The following is an 18,648-nucleotide window of genomic DNA, read 5'->3' as shown; positions in this document are numbered from 1 at the left end:
GCCCGGTCACGGACAGGACGCTTCGTACGGCTGGCCGGGAACGTACTCGTCCCACTCCTCGCGCGTCAGGCCGCCGCCGGCGATCTCGCAGGCCGTGCCGACGGGATCGGCGCTGATCGCCGGCAGGCCGGAGAGATCCCAGACGGTGGTCGTGTGGTCTTCGGCTGTGACCAGATACCGGCCCCCGGGGCTGAAGGCTAGGTCGTTCACGAGACCGGGCAGGGTAGTGACCGTATGGGGCTCGGTGCGTTCGCCGACGTTCCAGAGGGTGACCGTACGGTCCGCGCTGATCCCGGCGAGCAGGTTCCCGTCGGGATGGAAAACAAGCTGGCGGATCCAGGAGGTCAGCTCGTCATTCCCGGCCTCGGCGACCGCTTCGGCGATCTTCCGGGGGGCGGTAGGGTCGGCTATGTCCCACAGGATGACGGTTGTGGCGTCATCGTAGTCGCCGGTCGCCAGAGTCGTTCCGTTCGGAGCGAACGCGGAGATGCTGCTGCCAGCGGGCAGGGTGACGTACTCGTCGGGCGTGGTCGTGTCCCACAGGGACGCTTGGAGCGTGGGGTCCAACGACCAGGTCTGTCGCTCTTGTACGTACGCGAGTGCCACATACCTTCCGTCACGGCTGAACCCGCTCACGTAACCGCCCCCGCCGGGCCGGCTGCGAACCTTTTCGGGGCGGTCGGGATCACCGACGTCCCACACCCCTGCCCATATGGTCGACCTTTCTCCGCCCCCTACCGCGAGCTTCGTCCCATGGCTGGTGAAGACCAATGATTTCGCTGAAGCCGGGAGGGAAATGGTGGCTGCCCGCCGTGGACGGGAACGATCGGTGATGTCCCAGAGCAGCAATTCTCCGGAGCCGATGCCAGCCATGGTTCTGCCGTCCGCGCTGATCGCGACAGCGGTGACGGTGCTGGTACGACCGGTTGCAGTCGCGATCTTCCGGGGACGGGCGGGGTCGGAGAGGTCCCACAGCACCACGGCGCCGTCGACACCGACGGTCACGAGTGTCTCGTCCTGCGGAGAGAACTCCACTGTTCCGATGGCGCGATCAGGATCCCTGACGGTGGCAAGCCGCCCGGGAACCCCTGAGGAGCCGGTGAGTTTCCAGCGGACCACCGTCCGCTCGTCCATGGAGGTGAGAGTGTCGCCGTCGTCTCCGAACGCCAGCGATTGAACGGCTTCCTCATGCTGGGCCAGCGTCATCGACTTCCTGGGCTTGTCCGGATCGGTGACATCCCACAGCATCACGGTGTTGTCGCCACTGCCGGTCGCCAAAGCCGTGCCGTCCGGACTGACAGCCAGAGCGCTGACGCCCCAGCGGTGACCCGTGTGCCACTGGGCCCGGCGCACGGGTCGCTCGGCACGGGAGAAGTCCAGGATTCGGATGGCACCGTTCTCACACTGGACCAGGGAGTGGCCACCGGGCAGGAACGCCTGACAGGTCGATGCCCCCAGGCTTCTCAGTCTCTGTGGACGGCGAGGATCGGTGATGTCCCAGAGCGCTCCGCCGGTCGGCTGCTCCTCGTCCGTCTCCGCGCTGTCCGAGGCGGTGGCAAGCATCCGGTTGTCCGAGCTGAAGGCGACAGCTCCTGTCATGGATTCGTTCTCGGTGACGCTCAGCCGTTCCGGGCCGGCCGGATCCCGTACGTCCCACAGCAGTAGCTGCTCACCGGTGTTCACCGCCAGGAGCGAGTTGTCGGGGCTGAACGCCACCCCGGCCGGCATGCCCCGGAGGCCGGTGCGCACGGTGGCCGTCCGGCGGATGCGGGTGCCGCCGCGCACCTCCCACAAGCTGAGCATGCCGTCGCCGCACACTGCGGCGAAGATGCGGCTGTCCTGGCTGAAGGCGATGTTCTTCCCTTCAGAGGAACAGTCGCTGAGTATCGGCTCCAGTCGACGCTGCCGCGTACCGGTGCTGACATCCCACAAGGTCACCCCCGGGTGTTCCCCGTCGTGGGTGACCAGCACGCGGCCGTCGGGGGCGAGGATCTTGTTGGGGCCGGGTGAAGAGAAATCCGGCGTCGTGGTGCTCCCCATGAAGGGTGTCCGCGCCAGGGTGTCGAAGACCGCGGCCCGGGTCTCCGCCGAGGGCCGGAGTCTGTAGGCGGCAAGGCGGAGCCGGATGGCGGTATGCGGCCGGGACGCCAGCAGATTCTCGGCTTCGACCATGAGTGCCCGGTACGCGGCCTGTGTCCGCTGCTCCTGCGCGGTGAGGCGCTGCTGGAACGCCACCCCGCCCGCCAGCAGCGCCAGGCACAGGGCGACCGCGACGCCGGTGAGCGCCTGTTTGAGGCGCCGTGTCCGGCGCTGCTCGCGGTCCCGTTCGGCCCGCGCGGTGGTGCGGCTGGCGTCCAGGAACTCCCGGTCCAGCGCGCGCAACGACCGGACCCGCGCCTCCGCCCACGAGTCCACGGCGGCCAGCCGGGTGCCCCGGTAGAGGTAGGCGGGATCGCGTCCGGCGGACTCCCAGGCGTCGGCGGCCTCCTCCAGTTGCTGGCGGCGCAGCAGTTCCGCCCGGTCCTCCTCGATCCAGCGGCGCAGCCGGGGCCAGGCGCGCAGCAGCGCCTCGTGGGAGATCCGCACCTCGGCCCGGTCCACGGTGACCAGCCGGGCCTCGGCGAGCCGGTTCAGGACGACCGTCCCGGTGCGCTGCCGGCTCGGCGTGAATCCGTCGAGCAGCGCGTCGGAGCCCGTACGGCGCCGTACGACGGGTTCGGTGCCGTCGGCGGTGAGCTGCACCAGGCGCAGCAGCATCTCGCGCAGCACCTGCCGGCCGGCTCCGTCCAGGGACTGGTACAGCGCCTCCGTCGTGGTGGTGACCGAGTGCCAGATCCCGCCGGTCGCCTGGTAGCCGGCGAGGGTGAGCGTCGCCCCGCTGCGGCGCAGCCAGGTCTCGCGCAGGGCGTGGGCGAGGAACGGCAGCGCCGCGCCCGGACCCGGGCCGGCGGCATCGTGCTCCTGGCCCTCCCGGTGGCTCCGGTGGCCCTGCCGCAGGTCGTGCAGCAGGCGGTCGGCGAGCCCCTCCTCCAGCGTGAGCCCGACGGCACGGGCCGGTTCCTCGATGGCCGCGTGCAGCGCGTCGTCGTTCATGGGCCGTACGGCCAGCTGCGCGTGCTCCAGGGCGTGGGCGAGTGCCGGGTGGGCGAGGGCACTGCCGTAGTGGTCGGCGCGCAGGCCGAGGACGACGCGTGGGCGTCCGGGGGCGTCCCCGGTGAGCAGGGTGAGGAAGCGGGCGAGTTCCCCGCCGTCCCGGCAGCGGGTGAAGACCTCCTCGAACTGGTCGACGACCAGCAGCCGGCAGGGCCGCCGTCCCGGCAGCGGTGCCGGGAACCGGCCGGCGGAGAGTTCGCCGAGGGTGTCGTCCGTGCCCCGGCCGGTGGCCCGGCCCCAGAGTTCGGCGAGCGCGTGCAGGGGCCGCTCGTCGGGGGAGGGCAGCAGCAGGGCGGGCCAGGGGGTGTCGTCCCGGCCGGTCTCGTGACGCCGCTCCAGGGCGGCCAGCAGCCCGGCCCGCAGCAGCGACGACTTGCCCACGCCGGACGCGCCGACGAGCACGACGGCCCGGGTCCGGTCCCCGGGTGCGCAGACCATGTCGAGCAGCCGGCCGGTCAGTTCCTCCCGGCCGAAGAAGTGCCCGCTGTCCTCGACGCGGAACGCCTCCATGCCGGGGTAGGGGCACGGCACGTCCGCCGGGGGCGTCGCGGCGGGCGGGGCGTCCGGGCGGTACGCGCGGTTGCGGGCGACGGCCAGCCGGCCGAGGTCGCCGTCGCTTCGGCGGCGCGGACGGACCGGCCCGTCCGCGAACTCCCGGTCCAGGGCCGCGTACAGGTGGTCCCAGGTCAGCCACGGCGGGCCGGCCGGGTCCCCTTCCTCCAGCAGCCGCAGCAGCCGCCCGCTGAACAGGGTGTACGGCTCGTCCTCGGGTGCGAAGGACAGGGCGAAGTGCGAGGCGGAGCCGAGCAGGAGGCTGCCGTCGGGCCGGGCCGAGGCGTACGGTTCGCGCGGGCGGCCGTCGGCCGGTGCCGCGGCCCGCCCCGAGAAGCAGCAGTCGAGTACGACGACACCGCCCCCGGCGGCCTCCCCCAGCAGGTCCCGCAGCGTCCGGTACGGCACCGCGCCGGCGACCGATTCCGCGGACCGGGAGCCGTGCGTGGCGAGGTACAGCTCGTCGCGCGGCCCCAGCAGGCCATGACCCACGTAGTAGAGGAGTACGGTCCCCGTCGCCTCGGCGACCGCGGCCTCCACCGCGCCGACCACGTCCTGCGGCCCGGCGTCGCCCGGCACCCGCCGGACCTGTCCGGGATCCAGGCCGCAGACCTCGACCAGCACCCGCTGGAGCGCGTCCAGGGTGGCGTCCACGGACGGCAGGTCCGGCAGTGCGGATCCCGGTGCGTGGCGGCCGGTGCCGACGAGCACGGCGCAGGTCCCCGGCGAGGCGAGCGACGCGGCGGTGTTCATGAGGCGGGCGGACCTGCGTCACCCGGCTCCGCACGGCCGTCCGGCCGCCGCCTTTCGTCCGGCTCCGGATCCCCGTCCGGCTCCGGATGCCCGCCCGGCCCCGGATCCCCGTCCGGCGCGGCGGACGGGGGATCGACCGCGGCGGCCAGTTGCTGCGCCAGCTCGGCCGTCTGCCGTGCGTCCAGCCCCTTCACCTGCGTCGTGGTGATGGTGATCTCCGTGCCGTCGGGCCGGGTGACCGTGACCGTCTGGCTGCCCCGGCGGCTCTGCACCCAGGCCACCACCGCCCCGGCGAACACCGCGGCCACCCCACCGGGCTCCAGCAGCGCGATCAGCGCGTCGGTGCCGGCTCCCATGGTTCCCGGCGGCGGAGCGGCGTCCCCGCCCTTCCGGATCCGGCCCCGCAGGCGTGGTTCGCCGGCCAGCCAGCGGCGCAGTTCGTGGGTACCGCCCGGATCGCTGCCCCGGGTGGTGACGACCAGGCGCATACTCCCCCAAATATGCTTCCGTGTCAGCGAGTTGACGTCTCAAGCCTACCCGTTGGACCGCCCCGCACCACCCGCATCCCGCTACGCCGACGGCCCACGTCCCACCGTCCCCGGTGGAGCGTGGGCCGCCCTGTCCCGCTGCCGTGGTGAAGCGCCCGGGAGGATCAGAGGAACGAGTTGATCTCGATCGTCTGGTCGCGGCCCGGGCCGACGCCGATCGCGGAGATCGGGGCGCCGGACATCTCCTCCAGGGCCTTGACGTAGTTCTGCGCGTTCTTCGGCAGGTCGGCGAAGGTCTTGGCGCCCGTGATGTCCTCGGACCAGCCCGGCAGCGTCTCGTAGACCGGCTTCGCGTGGTGGAAGTCGGTCTGCGAGTACGGCAGTTCCTCGACCCGCCTGCCGTCGATCTCGTACGCCACGCAGACCGGGATCTCCTCCCAGCCGGTGAGCACGTCGAGCTTGGTCAGGAAGAAGTCGGTCAGGCCGTTGACCCGGGTCGCGTACCGGGCGATGACCGCGTCGAACCAGCCGCAGCGCCGGTCGCGGCCCGTGGTCACGCCCCGCTCGCCGCCGATGCGGCGCAGCGCCTCGCCGTCCTCGTCGAACAGCTCGGTCGGGAAGGGGCCGGCGCCGACGCGCGTGGTGTACGCCTTGAGGATGCCGATGACGCGGCTGATCCGGGTCGGGCCGACGCCCGTGCCGGTGCAGGCGCCGCCCGCGGTCGGGTTCGAGGACGTCACGAACGGGTACGTGCCGTGGTCGATGTCCAGCAGGGTGCCCTGGCCGCCCTCGAAGAGCACGACCTTGTCCTCGTCGAGGGCCTGGTTGAGGACCAGCACCGTGTCGGCGACGTACGGCCGCAGCTTCTCGGCGTAGTCCAGCAGCTCCTCGACGACCTGGCCGGCGGCGATGGCGCGCCGGTTGTACAGCTTGGTGAGGATCTGGTTCTTGACGTCGAGGGCCGCCTCGACCTTCTGGGTGAGGATCGACTCGTCGTACAGGTCCTGCACGCGGATGCCGACCCGGTTGATCTTGTCGGCGTACGTCGGCCCGATCCCGCGCCCGGTCGTGCCGATCTTCCGCTTGCCGAGGAAGCGCTCGGTCACCTTGTCGACGGTGACGTTGTACGGCGTGATGATGTGGGCGTTGCCGCTGATCAGCAGTTTGGAGGTGTCGACGCCGCGCTCGTTCAGCCCGCTCAGCTCGGAGAGCAGGACCGACGGGTCGACGACGACGCCGTTTCCGATGACCGGCGTACAGCCGGGCGACAGGATTCCGGAAGGGAGAAGGTGCAGCGCGTACTTCTGGTCGCCGACGACGACCGTGTGGCCGGCGTTGTTGCCGCCCTGGTAACGCACCACATAGTCAACCGACCCGCCGAGCAGGTCCGTGGCCTTTCCCTTGCCTTCGTCACCCCACTGAGCACCGAGCAGCACAAGTGCGGGCACGCGCGTACACCCCTTCCGGGCGGGGCATGTCCAAGGTCAGGGGCGTACGCGGAGGGTTTCCGCCGCGTGCACCGCGACCACCGTTGGCCGCCAACCGTCGGACCGGATGCCCCGGAATAGACGAAGCCCCTGGCGCAATAGCGCAAAGGGGCTCTTGCACAAAGATGCTACCCGAGGAAGCGAGGCATGGCCGAGGTGGCGACTTCCGCGACGCCCGATCAGCTGCTGGTGGTCATCGACCCGGTCGCCCGTCGGGCGGACGGCGAGTCCGTCCGGATCGCGAAGGACGTGCTCGGCGCGGGCGCGGCGGGCATGAAGCTGTGCCTGCCGGACGGCCCGGAGGAGTTCGCCCGCGCGCTCGCCCGGCGCGGATCGCGGCGGCCGGTGGTCGTCGGCGACGACCGGACGCTGGTCCGGGCGGTGTCGCTGCTGCACCGGCAGCGGGAGCTGGCGCACTGCGCCCTGGCGGTGGTGCCGGTGGGCCCGGCCCTCGCGCTCGTCCGGTCGCTGGGGGTGCCGACGGGGGCGGTGGCGGCGGCGCGGGCGGCGCTGGACGGGACGGAGCGGCGGCTGGACCTGCTGGCCGACGACAGCGACGGGGTGGTGCTGGGGGCGCTGCGCATCCCCCCGGTCTCGGCGCGGGAGGCCGCGGCGGCGATGCCGGCCCGGCCCTGGCTGCGGACGTACCAGTCCCTGGTGCGGACCCTGGTGCCGGTCCGCCCGCCCCGGACCGCGGCCGTGTCCGCGGTCGGGCCGGCCCGGCTGCGGGTCGAGGTCGACGGCGAGACCCTGGTCGACCTCGGCCAGCCGGTGGAGGCCGTGTCGGTCGCGCCGGGCGGCCCGGGGACGGCCGACGTCGAGGTGCGGCCGGTGTCGCTGGGCGCGGAGGCGGCGCCGCTGCTGGCGCGGGGCCGGACGGTGACGGTGTCGGGGGCGCACTTCCGCTACCGGGCGGACGCGGCGGTGTCCGGGCCGGTGGGCACGCGGACGTGGGAGGTGCGGGAGAGGGCGTGGGGGCTGGTGCTGCCGGGGGCGGGGTGAGGGGAGAGCCGGGAGTGGGGAGCGGGACCGGGCGGGGATGAAGGGGTGCCCCGGCCGGGGCCCGGCGTCGGGCGCCGGGAAGGGCTCCTCCGGTACCGCGAGGGTCTTCTCGGAGGCCGGGGAGGGCCCGTCGGGTGCCGGGAAGGGCCCGCCAGGTGCCGGGAAGGGTTTCTCAGGCGCCGCCGAAGGTTTTCTCGCGGTGCACGCGCCAGCGCTCCATCAGCGCGGTGAACTCCTGCTCGAGGAACTCGAAGAAGGCGAGCGTCTCGGCGATCCGGCGGCCCGCCGGGGTGTCGGCCCCCAGGCCGGCCACGCCCTCGCGCAGGGCGTCCTCCCAGCGCTTGAGGACCGCCTCGCGGCTGGTGAGCGTCTCGTACCACTGGTCGCTGTGCACCCGGTACCGCTCGCGCCGCGACCCGGGCTCCCGCTCGCGCGACAGCATGTGCACCTGCGCCAGGTAGCGCACCGCCCCGGAGACCGCGCCGGGGCTGATCCTGAGCTGTTCGCCCAGCTCGGCGGAGGTCAGGGCACCGGAGTCGGAGGCGAGCAGCGCGGCGAAGACCCGGGCGGGCATCCGCGGCAGCCCCGCCTCCACGAGCTGCGCCGCGAAGTGCTCCACGAAGCGCGACACCGCCTCCGGGTCCCGGCGCGTCCCGTCCGCCTCCGCCATGCTCCGATCATCTCCCCTGCTCAGCCGCCGTCCGCAAGCCTACCCACGATTCGCCCATTTCCTTAACTTCACAAATTTCTGAAAGAAGCGTACGTTCTGAAGCATGACGAAGGCACGCCCCGCTCTCGAAACGTCCGGACTGCACAAGTCGTTCGGCCGGACGCACGCGCTCGACGGTCTCGACCTGAGGGTCGAAGCCGGTGAGGTGCACGGCTTCCTGGGGCCCAACGGCGCCGGCAAGTCCACCGCCATCCGGATCCTGCTCGGCCTGCTGCGCGCCGACGCGGGCACCGCGTCCGTCCTCGGCCACGACCCGTGGCGGGACGCGGTGGAGGTGCACCGCCGCATCGCCTACGTCCCCGGCGACGTGACGCTGTGGCGCAACCTCTCCGGCGGCGAGGTCATCGACCTGTACGGCAGGCTGCGCGGAGGGCTGGACGCGAGGCGCCGCGCCGAGCTGATCGAGCGCTTCGAACTCGACCCGACCAAGAAGGGCCGTACGTACTCCAAGGGCAACCGGCAGAAGGTCGCCCTGGTCGCCGCCTTCGCCTCGGACGTCGACCTGCTGATCCTGGACGAGCCGACCTCGGGGCTGGACCCGCTGATGGAGGCGGTCTTCCAGCGGTGCGTGCGGGAGGAGCGGGAGCGCGGGCGGACGGTGCTGCTGTCCTCGCACATCCTCAGCGAGGTGGAGGAGCTGTGCGACCGGGTCAGCATCATCCGCAGGGGCCGGACCGTGCAGAGCGGTTCGCTGGCCGAGCTGCGGCATCTGACGCGGACGAGCGTCACCGCCGAACTCGCCGGACCGCCGGACGGGCTCGCGGCCCTGCCCGGCGTCCACGGCCTCGACGTGCGGGGGCGGCGGGTGCGGTTCCAGGTCGACACCGACGGGCTGGACGCCGCCCTCAGGGCGCTGACCGGCGTGGGAGTGCGGTCCCTGACCTCGACGCCGCCGACGCTGGAGGAGCTGTTCCTGCGGCATTACCGGGACGAACGGGACGAGCAGGGTGAGCGGGACGAGGCGGTGGCCCGATGACCACCGCGGTCCTCCCCACCCGCTCCGGCGGCTCCCGCCCGCTGGCGGGCACGGCGGTCCTGCTGCGCTTCGCCCTGCGCCGCGACCGCGTGCTGATCCCGGTCTGGGTCGCGGTGAACGCGCTGCTGGTCCTCTCCATGCCGAACACGCTCGGCAGCCTGTACGGCACGGCGGTCGAACGCGCCGGCCTGCTGCGGCAGGTGGAGACCAGCGCCGCCCTGCGCGCCATGACCGGCCCCGTCTTCGGCGACTCCCTCGGCGCGCTGACGGCCTGGCGCACCGGCGTGTACGCGGGGGCGCTGGCCGCCGTGACCAGCCTGCTGATCGTCGTGCGGCACACCCGCGACGAGGAGGAGAGCGGCCGTCAGGAACTGCTGGCGTCCGGGGCGGTGGGGCGCCGCGCGCCGCTGACGGCGGCCCTGCTGACGGCGCTGGCCGCGAACGCCGCCCTGGCCCTGCTGGTGACGGCCGGGCTGGCCGGGCAGGGCGCGGCGGGGGCAGTGGCGTTCGGACTCGGGCTCGCGGGCGTCGGGATGGTCTTCGCGACGGCGGCTGCGGTCGTGGCCCAGCTGACGGAGAGCGCGCGGCCGGCCCGGGGCCTGACGGCGGCGGTGCTGGGCGCCGCCTTCGTCCTGCGCGCGGCGGGCGACGCGGCGGCGGACGACGGTTCGTCCCCGCTGACCTGGCTGTCGCCGCTGGGCTGGCTGGAGAACCTGCGGGCGTTCGCGGGCGAGCGCTGGTGGGTCCTGCTGGTGCCGCTGGGGGCGGTGCTGGCGCAGGGGGCGGTGGCGTACGCGCTGGCCGGGCGCCGGGACGTCGGCATGGGCTTCCTGCCGGCCCGGCCGGGACCGGCCACCGGCCGCCTGGGCGGCGCCGGGGCACTGGCCTGGCGGCTGCACCGGGGCGGCGTGCTGGGCTGGAGCGTCGGCTTCCTCCTCGCCGGGGCCGTCTACGGCGGGATGGCCGGGGCCGCGACGGATCTGCTCGGCGACAACGACGACGCCCGGCGCGTCATCGAGCGGATGGGCGGGCAGACCGGGCCGGCGGACGCGTTCCTGTCGGCGATGATCGGCGTGCTCGGGCTGATCGCCGCGCTGTACGTCGTGGCGTCGGTGCTGCGGCTGTCCGGCGAGGAGGGTTCGGGGCGCGCGGAACCGGTGCTGGCGGGCGCGGTGGGACGGCTGCGGTGGGCCGCCGGGCATCTGGTGATCGCCTTCGCCGGCACCGTGTGGATCATGCTGCTCGCGGCGCTCGGCTGCGCCGCCGGTCACGGCGGGCGGACCGGGCCGATCCTGGCCGCGTGCCTGGTGCAGGTGCCCGCGGTGTGGGTGGTCGGCGGGGTGGCGGTGCTGCTGTACGGCCTGGTCCCGCGGGCGGCGCCGGCGGCGTGGGCGGTCGCCGGGACGGCCCTGCTGATCGGCTGGGTCGGGCCGGCGCTCGACCTCCCCCGGGCGGTGCTGGACCTCTCGCCGTTCGGGCACCTGCCGAAGCTGCCGGGCGGGGAGCTGGAGTGGGGGCCGGTGCTGGCCCTGACCGGGCTCGCGGCGGTGCTGACGGGAGCGGGGCTGGTGGGGCTGCGGCGGCGGGACCTGGCGAGCTGACGGCCCGCCGGTCCCGTCGGCCGGCCGCCGTGCCGTGACCGTCGCGGCGGCCTCCCCGAGGCGCGCACCGGTGCGCCGAGCCCCCGGCGCGCCCCGGACGCCTCGCCCCGCGCGGCCGGCCCGACGGGTGGTCACCCGACCTCGACGCTCAGCCCCTTCAGCCCCCGGATCACGAAGTTCGGCTTGCGTTCCGGCTCCGCCGCCAGGCGCAGGGCCGGGGCCCGCTCCAGCAGCGCCGTCATCGACGCCGCCAGTTCGATGCGGGCCAGCGGGGCGCCGATGCAGTAGTGGAGGCCGGCGCTGAAGGAGATGTGCGGATTGTCCCTGCGGGTGAGGTCCAGGCGGTCCGGGGCGGTGAAGACCGCCGGGTCGTGGTTGGCGGAGCCGAAGAGCAGCGCGACCTCCGAGCCCCGCGGGATCACCGTGCCGTCGATCTCGACGTCGTCCAGGACCCACCGTTCGAAGAGCTGGAGCGGGGTGTCGTAGCGCATCAGCTCCTCCACGGCGGACGGGACCAGGGAGTGGTCCGCGCGCAGGGCCGCCAGCTGGCCGGGGTTGCGGAACAGGGCCCACCAGCCGTTGACGGTGGCGTTCACCGTGGCCTCGTGGCCCGCGTTGAGCAACAGGACGCAGGTGGAGATCATCTCCTGCTCGGTCAGGCGGTCGCCCTCGTCGTGGGCCGCGATCAGGGCCGAGACCAGGTCGTCGCCCGGCTTCTCGCGGCGCTCGGCGATCAGCTCGCGGAGGTAGTCCGAGAACTCCACCGACGCGCGGACCGCCCGCGCCGCCGTCTCCTGCGACGGGTTCAGCTCGTACATGCCGCAGATCTCCGCCGACCAGGGGCGCAGCGGGGCGCGGTCCGCCTCCGGGATGCCCAGCATCTCGGCGATCACCGCGACCGGGAGCGGTTCCGCCACGTCCGTCAGCAGATCGCCGCCGCCCGCCGCCACCAGGTCCGCCGCCAGGCGGTCCGCGAGCCCCCGCACGTACGGCTTCAGCCGCTCCACCGTGCGCGGGGTGAACGCCTTCGACACCAGGCGCCGGATGCGGGTGTGGTCCGGCGGCTCCAGGTCGAGCATCCCGTGGTCGTTGAGCGTGTGGAACGGCTCGTGCTCCGGCGGGGGCGGGGTGCGGCCGAACTCCTCGTGGGTGAAGCGGTGCCGGTAGGTGCGGCCCAGGCGGCGGTCCCGCAGCAGCGCCGAGACGTCCGCGTGGTGCGGGACCAGCCACTGGTCGGTGGGTTCGTAGCGGATCACGCGGCCTCGGGCGCGCAGGTCGGCGTAGGCGGGGTACGGGTCGGCGACGAACGCCGGGTCCCACGGGTCGAAGGCTGACATGGACGGACGCTAGCCCGGCGACCCCCTGCCCGGCCAGGGGTCCTGGCGGCCGGTGGGTCAGCCCGGCGTGACCAGCCGGGCCTCGTAGGCGAACACCGCCGCCTGGGTGCGGTCCCTGAGGCCCAGCTTCACCAGGATCCGGCTGACGTGGGTCTTGATCGTCGACTCGGCGACCACCAGCCGCCCGGCGATCTCCGCGTTGGACAGGCCCTGCGCGATCAGGACCAGCACCTCCGTCTCCCGCTCGGTCAGGTCGCCGTACGCCGACTGCCCGGACGGCATCGGGCGGGGGGCGTCGGACAGCTTGGAGAACTCGGTGATCAGGCGCCTGGTGACCGAGGGGGCCAGCAGCGCCTCGCCGGACGCCACCACCCGCACGCCCTCGGCGAGCTGCCGGGCCGAGGCGTCCTTGAGCAGGAAGCCGGAGGCGCCCGCGCGCAGCGCCTGGTACACGTACTCGTCGAGGTCGAAGGTGGTCAGCACCAGCACCTTCGCCGCGCCGTCCGCGGCGACGATCTCCCGGGTCGCCTCGATGCCGTTCAGCTCGGGCATGCGGATGTCCATCAGCACCACGTCGGGGGCGAGTTCGCGGACCTTCGCGACGGCCTCCCGGCCGTTGACGGCCTCGCCGGCGACCTCGATGTCCGGCATCGCGTTCAGCAGGACGGAGAAACCCTCGCGGACCATCATCTGGTCGTCCGCGATCAGTACCCGGATCGTCATGCCCCGCCCTCACCCGCGGCGGGCACCGGCAGGAACACCGTCACCTCGTAGCCGCCGTCCTGTGTCGGTCCCGCCGTCATCTCGCCGTTCAGCATGGTCACCCGCTCCCGCATGCCCGTGATGCCGTGCCCGGCTCCCGGCGAGGGCTTCACCAGGGCGAGGTCCGGCGGCGGGTCGTTGACCACGCGCAGGCCGAGGCCGCCGAGGACGTACCCGATCTCGACGCGGGCGCGCGCGCCGGGCGCGTGCCGGAGGGTGTTGCTCAGCGCCTCCTGCACGATCCGGTACGCCGACAGCTCCACGCCCTGCGGCAGCTCGCGCACCGCGCCGGTCACCGCCTTCTCCACGGTCAGGCCGGCGTCCCGCACGTTGGCCAGCAGCCCGTCCAGGTCGGCGAGGGTGGGCTGCGGGGCGTCCGGGGCCTGGTAGTCCTCGGCGCGGACCACGCCCAGGACGCGGCGCAGCTCGGTGAGGGCCGCCACCGCGTTCTCCCGGATGGTGGCGAAGGCCCGTTCCAGCTCCGGCGGCGGGTTCTCCACCCGGTAGGGCGCGGCCTCCGCCTGGATGGCGACCACCGACATGTGGTGGGCGACCACGTCGTGCAGCTCGCGGGCGATGGTGGTGCGCTCCTCCAGCAGGGTGCGCCGGGAGCGCTCGTGCTCGGTCACCGTCTGCTGGGCGGTCACCTCCTGCCGGGCCTCGCGGCGGATGTGCCAGACGGCGACCGCGAGCAGGGCGAGGGCGGAGACCACCACCATGGGCCCGCCGTTCGTGTAGTAGTACGCCCCGCCGAAGACCACGTCCGTGAGGAGGGCGTACACGACGGTCAGCACCCACATCCACGCGGCGGTGCGGGGCCGGGTGCGCAGCGCCACGACGACCAGCACCGCCAGGTGGCAGATGAACGAGCCGGGCATCCACGGCCAGTCGCCCTCGCCGCCGTGGAGGAACGCCACCACCACGGTCGCCCCCAGCGACAGCCAGAACGCGCCGACCGGCCGGACCAGCGTGGCGAGCACCGGGAGCGCGCACAGCAGGCCGGCCAGCAGGGCCGGCACGTCCCCGCCGGGCATGCCGCTCTCCAGCGTGCCGACGCCCAGGGCGAGCAGCGCGACCGCCCCCACCACCGCGTGCGGGAGGTGTTCCGCGGCCGGCCGCAGCCGGGCGGGCAGCCGGCCGGTGAACGGGCCGTCCGTGCGCCGGGGCGGCAGCGGTCGGTAGGCGAAGGCGTCGTGGAACAGGTCCTGGCGCAGTCCGCGCAGGGCTTTCTGGGCCAGCCGGTACTCCGGGCTGCGGAGGGTTCCGGCCCGGCCCCCGGAGGCCGGGGCCTGCGGCTGCGGATGAGTGGTATCGGTCACGCCCACACGGTAGGCCGACCGGGTGGCGGCGGTCGTCCCCGCCGGGACGGGTTTCCCGGCGTCCGTCTCAGGTACTACACGGACCGCGCGGGGCCCTTCAGTACCCCGAGGGACGGACCAGACCCGACTCGTACGCGAACACCGCCGCCTGGGTGCGGTCCCTGAGGCCCAGCTTCACCAGGATCCGGCCCACATGGGTCTTCACCGTCTGCTCGGCGACCACCAGCCGCCCGGCGATCTCCGCGTTGGACAGGCCCTGCGCGATGAGCGCGAGCACCTCCGTCTCGCGTTCGGTGAGGCCGCCGACGCGTTCCCGCAGCGGCGGGCGGGGCCTGCCGTCCAGGCGGGAGAACTGCGCGATGAGCCGCCGGGTGATCCCGGGCGCGAGCAGGGCGTCCCCGGCCGCCACCACCCGGACCGCCTCGGCGAGCTGATCGGCCGACGCGTCCTTCAGCAGGAAGCCGGAGGCGCCCGCGCGCAGCGCCTCGTACACGTACTCGTCGAGGTCGAAGGTGGTCAGCATCAGCACCCGGACGTGCGGGGTGGCGGCGGTGATGCGCCGGGTGGCCTCGATGCCGCCGAGCTCGGGCATACGGATGTCCATCAGCACCACGTCCGGGGTCAGCTCGGCGACCTGCGCGACCGCGTCCAGGCCGTCCACCGCCTGACCGGCCACCTCGATGTCGGGCTGCGCGTTCAGCAGCACGGTGAAGCCCTGCCGGACCATCTGCTGGTCGTCGGCGATCAGTACGCGGATCATGCGGTGCCGTCCTTGGGAGGGGAGCCGGGAGCGGGGATCGCGGGGCCGGTGCGGGAGGGGACCGGGAGGAGGGCGCGGACCCGGTAGCCGCCGTCCGCCCCGGGACCGGCCGTGAGGCTGCCGCCGAGCATCGCGGCCCGTTCCCGCATGCCGAGCAGCCCGTGCCCGGCGCCGGAGGACGGCGGTGCCGCGCGCCCGGGCCGGGTGTTGACCACCTCCACCCGCAGCTCCCGCGGGCCGTAGGCGAGGGCGACGTGGGCGGTGGCGCCGGGGGCGTGGCGCAGCACGTTGCTCAGCGCCTCCTGCACGATCCGGTACGCCGACAGCTCCACGGCGGGCGGCAGCGGCCGGCGTTCGCCGGTGATCTCGGTGGTCACGGTCAGTCCGGCCGCCCGGGTGTTCTCCACCAGCGCCGGAAGCCGGTCGAGGGTGGGCTGCGGGGCGTGCGGGGCGGCGCCGGAACCGTCCTCGCCCGCGTGCGGGACGAGGGGCTCGGAACGCAGCACGTCCAGCACCCGGCGCAGTTCGGTCAGCGCCTCCACGGCGTTCTGGCGGATCCCGGCGAGGTTCTCCCGCAGCTCCTCGGGCGGGTCCTGGACCAGGTGGGGGGCGACCTGGGCCTGGATGGAGATGACGGACATGTGGTGGGCGACCACGTCGTGCAGCTCGCGGGCGATGCGGCTGCGCTCCTCCAGCAGGGTGCGGCGGGCGCGTTCCTCGGTGGTGAGCGTGGTCTGCCGCACCAGCTCGGCACGGGCCTCGCGCCGGCCGCGCAGGGCGATGCCGAGGACGACGACGACCGCGTACAGGACGACGGCGAGCTTCCCGGTGGGCTGGTAGTTCCGCCCGCCCACCAGGCCCTGGACGACGTAGGTGGCCAGCGCGGTCAGCGCCAGCGCCTCCGCGGACACCCGGGTGCGGACCCGCAGGGCGAGCAGCAGCGAGACGAGCAGGTGCCCGATGATCCCCGCGGAGGTCCAGGGCCAGGTGAACTTGTATCCGTCGACGACCATCAGGGCGCGCACCGCGAACGCCCCCACCACCATGGCCGCCATCGACAGCCACCACGCCGGGACCGGCCGCCACAGCGCGAGCGCCACCGCGCCGCCCTGCGCGAGGGCGACGGGGAGGGCGAGCCCGAAGGCGAGCCGGCCGTGGTCCTGGAGCTGCGGCAGGTCCCCGGCGAAGATCCCGAGCGCGGCCAGGCACACGACCCCGTGCGGCAGCCAGCGCAACCAGACCGAGGGGGGCAGAGGGTCGGCCCGCATGGTCCACAGGTCGTCCCGTAACACCCGCAGCCACCGCAGGGCGCGGTCCGTCCCCGTCTCCGTCACACCGCCCACCCTAGACACAGCCTGCTCCCGTCCCCGCCGCACCGACATCCTGGACACGGCCGCCCCCGCCCTCCGACACCCTGGACACGGCCCGCCCCGTCGGCGTCCCCCGGCCCGACGGCCGGTGCGCCCGCACCACCCGCGCACGGCCCCGCCCGCCGCCCCGCTCCCAGGAGTGGAAGGCGGCCAGGCAGACCGCCAGGACCGCGGCGAACACCGGCAGCCAGGCGAGCCGGGCCGCGATCCAGTCCAGGCCGTCGGGGCGGGTGTGCAGGCCGGGCAGCCGGCCCGCGAGGAGCCCGGTGGCCGTGGCCGCCATCAGGGCCGTCTGGTGCCAGAGGAAGACCGTCATCGCGCGGAGGTTGACCAGCGCCACCGCCGCCCACGCCACCGGCCGCCGCATCGCGCGCCGCAGCCGCTCCCGCAGCAGCAGCGCGAGACCGCACTGGGCCACGCCGAAGGCGACGGCGGCCAGCGTCGGCGGGTCCAGGTTGGACACCCCGGCGCCCGGCACGCCGACCATCGACGCCGGGTAGCCCGCCCACACGACCAGGGCCGCGGCCGCCGCCGTACCGCCCACGAGCAGGAGCCGGCCCGCGCGGGGCCCGTCCAGCTCGCCCCGCGCCCAGGCGGCGCCGAGCGTGTAGGGCACCAGCCAGCCCGCGGCCAGGTTCGCCCAGCCGAGCCAGGCGGGGCCGCCGAAGCCGAAGCGCAGCAGGTCCACGTGGAGGACGACGGCCAGCGGCCACAGCGGGTGGAGCCGGGCCAGCAGCGGGGTGGCGGCCGTGAGGGCGGCGAACACCAGCAGGAACCACAGCGGGGACAGCGCCAGTTTCACCAGCGTGCGCGTGGTCGCGTACTCGGCTGTGGAGAGCAGCAGCGCGGCCGTGGCGACCGCCCACAGGGCGAGGACGGCGGCGACCGGCCGGAACAGCCGGGCCAGACGGCCGCGCAGCCAGTGGTGGTACGGGACGCCGCGGGCGCGGGCCGAGGCGTATCCGCGGGTCGCCACGTGCCCGCCGACCAGGAAGAACACGGCGAGGGTCTGGAACATCCAGGAGACGGGGGCCAACCAGGGCAGGTGCCGCAGGGGACTGTCCGTGCGCAGGGCGCGGCCGTCCGCGACCAGGGCCGTCACCAGCCAGTGGCCGAGGACGACCCCGAGGACGGCCAGGGCACGCAGGGCGTCCACGGCGCGGTCCCGCTCCGCCGGGGTGGCGGCGTCGATCCGGGCGGCGCGCCGCCGCACGCCGTCCCCCGCGCCGCGCAGGGATGCCTTCAGGTCAGTCACGGGTCACCGCCGAGGTCTCGCCGAGGGCGATCCGGGCGAGGTTCGCCAGACAGGCGGAGCCCGGGGTGAAGTAGTCGCTGTGGCCGGCGTCGCCGGCGGCGAAGACCCGGGCGCCGAACGCCGGGGAGACGGGGTCGGCGCCGAAGCCGACCGTGGTGCCGAACAGGTCGACGTCGAGGTGCGGCACGTTCTCCACCCAGTCGCCGGCGCCGCGGGCCGCCCAGACCCGGGCCCGGGCGCGCAGGGCGCGGGCGGAGTCCGCGCCGGTGCCGGGACTGCCGATCAGGACGAGGTCGGAGACGTCCAGGCCGCGGGCGGCGCGCCCGCAGACGACCGAGCCGTAGGAGTGGCAGATCAGGGAGATCCGCGCCCGGTGGCCGGTGACGCCGTGCAGGTCGCGCACGAGGGCGCGCAGGCGCGGGGCGGCCCGTTCGGCGCGGCCGGTGGTGGCGACCGCCGCGCTGACCGTGCCGGGCGTCTCGTAGCCCAGCCAGGCCACGACCGCGGTGCGCGTGCCCGGCGGGGCCTGCCGCGCGAGCTGCCGGTGCAGGGCGAGGGCGGCGGCGCGGAAGCGGCCGTAGGTGTCGAGGCCGGTGTCGGAGCCCGGGACCAGGACGGCGACGCGGTCCGCGCGGGCGAGGCCGCCGAAGACCTCCGTGACCCGGCCGGTGCCGCGCCCGTCGAAGGCCAGGAGCTGCCGGGAGGGGGCGGCCAGGGAGCGGTCCACGGCCGCGCGGCGGTGGTCGCCGTGGGCGCCTGCCATCCGGGCGGCCCGGGCGGCGTTGGCCCGGTGGGCGGCGTACGTCCGGTCCAGCCCGGCCGGTGTGGCGGGGGCGGCGGGCGACGCCGGGGCCGGGGCGGGGGTCTGCGGGCGCGCGGCGGCGGACAGGGGCAGGACCACGCCGGCGGTGACGAGGGCGGCGAGGAGGGCGCGGACGGCACGGCGCCGCCCGCGGAGGCGGGCACGGGCGGGTGCGCGGCCCCGCTCGTGCCCCCGTTTCCGCGCCCGGTCCCGCCGGCTGTCCCGCCCGTCACGTCCCACGGTCCTCGTCTCCTCCCCGTCCGCCCGGCCTTCGGGCCGGCACGGAGGGGAAGTTACGGAC

The 18,648-nt window shown here is 74.6% G+C and carries 14 protein-coding genes; 3 read left to right on the top strand and 11 right to left on the bottom strand.

Features of this window, described 5'->3' with window-relative positions; all coding sequences use genetic code 11:
- Positions 1-6: 6 nt before the first annotated feature.
- From ACIBAI_RS13835 to ACIBAI_RS13825, 3 genes are all read right to left on the bottom strand, one after another.
- A complete protein-coding gene (locus tag ACIBAI_RS13835) occupies positions 7-4,458 on the bottom strand; it encodes an AAA family ATPase (RefSeq protein WP_399033888.1) in 4,452 nt (1,483 codons plus the stop codon).
- On the bottom strand, positions 4,455-4,946 hold the full coding sequence (locus ACIBAI_RS13830; RefSeq protein WP_399033886.1) for a hypothetical protein: 492 nt from the start codon (positions 4,944-4,946) through the stop codon (positions 4,455-4,457). The genes ACIBAI_RS13835 and ACIBAI_RS13830 overlap by 4 nt, the downstream gene beginning before the upstream one ends.
- A gap of 164 nt (positions 4,947-5,110) precedes the next feature.
- Positions 5,111-6,394: an adenylosuccinate synthase gene (locus ACIBAI_RS13825; RefSeq protein ID WP_399033884.1), complete on the bottom strand. Its 1,284-nt coding sequence runs from the start codon at positions 6,392-6,394 to the stop codon at positions 5,111-5,113.
- A gap of 186 nt (positions 6,395-6,580) precedes the next feature.
- Here ACIBAI_RS13825 and ACIBAI_RS13820 point away from each other — a divergent pair, with 186 nt between their 5' ends.
- Positions 6,581-7,435 carry a diacylglycerol kinase family protein gene (locus tag ACIBAI_RS13820; protein ID WP_399033882.1) on the top strand — a complete coding sequence of 285 codons (855 nt, stop codon included), beginning with the start codon at positions 6,581-6,583 and terminating at the stop codon, positions 7,433-7,435.
- Positions 7,436-7,607: 172 nt separating this feature from the next.
- On the opposite strand, the gene ACIBAI_RS13815 is transcribed toward ACIBAI_RS13820, so the two are convergent.
- Positions 7,608-8,105, bottom strand: a complete 498-nt coding sequence (locus ACIBAI_RS13815; protein ID WP_399033881.1) for a GbsR/MarR family transcriptional regulator — start codon at positions 8,103-8,105, stop codon at positions 7,608-7,610.
- A 103-nt stretch (positions 8,106-8,208) separates the two neighbouring features.
- Here ACIBAI_RS13815 and ACIBAI_RS13810 point away from each other — a divergent pair, with 103 nt between their 5' ends.
- The gene (locus ACIBAI_RS13810) at positions 8,209-9,141 is read left to right on the top strand and encodes an ATP-binding cassette domain-containing protein (protein WP_399033879.1); all 933 of its coding nucleotides are present in this window, start codon (positions 8,209-8,211) and stop codon (positions 9,139-9,141) included.
- Positions 9,138-10,742, top strand: a complete 1,605-nt coding sequence (locus ACIBAI_RS13805; RefSeq protein ID WP_399033877.1) for an ABC transporter permease — start codon at positions 9,138-9,140, stop codon at positions 10,740-10,742. The genes ACIBAI_RS13810 and ACIBAI_RS13805 overlap by 4 nt, the downstream gene beginning before the upstream one ends.
- A 131-nt stretch (positions 10,743-10,873) precedes the next feature.
- Here the strand turns inward: ACIBAI_RS13805 and ACIBAI_RS13800 are convergent, their stop codons facing one another.
- The 7 genes from ACIBAI_RS13800 to ACIBAI_RS13770 all read right to left on the bottom strand — a co-directional run bounded on the left by ACIBAI_RS13800 (position 10,874) and on the right by ACIBAI_RS13770 (position 18,587).
- On the bottom strand, positions 10,874-12,079 hold the full coding sequence (locus ACIBAI_RS13800) for a cytochrome P450 (protein WP_399033875.1): 1,206 nt from the start codon (positions 12,077-12,079) through the stop codon (positions 10,874-10,876).
- Between the two features lie 57 nt (positions 12,080-12,136).
- Entirely contained in the window at positions 12,137-12,802 is a 666-nt protein-coding gene (locus tag ACIBAI_RS13795) for a response regulator (RefSeq protein ID WP_399033874.1), read from the bottom strand.
- Complete coding sequence (locus ACIBAI_RS13790; protein ID WP_399033872.1) at positions 12,799-14,160, bottom strand: sensor histidine kinase; 1,362 nt, start codon at positions 14,158-14,160, stop codon at positions 12,799-12,801. Before ACIBAI_RS13790 ends, ACIBAI_RS13795 begins: the two co-directional genes overlap by 4 nt.
- A gap of 97 nt (positions 14,161-14,257) precedes the next feature.
- Positions 14,258-14,920, bottom strand: coding sequence for a response regulator (locus ACIBAI_RS13785; protein WP_399033871.1), 663 nt, complete (start codon positions 14,918-14,920; stop codon positions 14,258-14,260).
- Entirely contained in the window at positions 14,917-16,272 is a 1,356-nt protein-coding gene (locus ACIBAI_RS13780; RefSeq protein WP_399033870.1) for a sensor histidine kinase, read from the bottom strand. Before ACIBAI_RS13780 ends, ACIBAI_RS13785 begins: the two co-directional genes overlap by 4 nt.
- Positions 16,265-17,545, bottom strand: a complete 1,281-nt coding sequence (locus tag ACIBAI_RS13775) for an acyltransferase (RefSeq protein WP_399033868.1) — start codon at positions 17,543-17,545, stop codon at positions 16,265-16,267. Before ACIBAI_RS13775 ends, ACIBAI_RS13780 begins: the two co-directional genes overlap by 8 nt.
- Entirely contained in the window at positions 17,538-18,587 is a 1,050-nt protein-coding gene (locus ACIBAI_RS13770; protein WP_399033866.1) for an alpha/beta hydrolase, read from the bottom strand. Before ACIBAI_RS13770 ends, ACIBAI_RS13775 begins: the two co-directional genes overlap by 8 nt.
- Positions 18,588-18,648: the final 61 nt, after the last annotated feature.

This window comes from Streptomyces sp. NPDC051041 (genome assembly GCF_044456065.1).
Taxonomy (GTDB): Bacteria; Actinomycetota; Actinomycetes; order Streptomycetales; family Streptomycetaceae; genus Streptomyces; species Streptomyces glaucus.
Note: the sequence above shows the minus strand (reverse complement) of the source record. Positions and strands in the feature narration are given on the sequence as shown.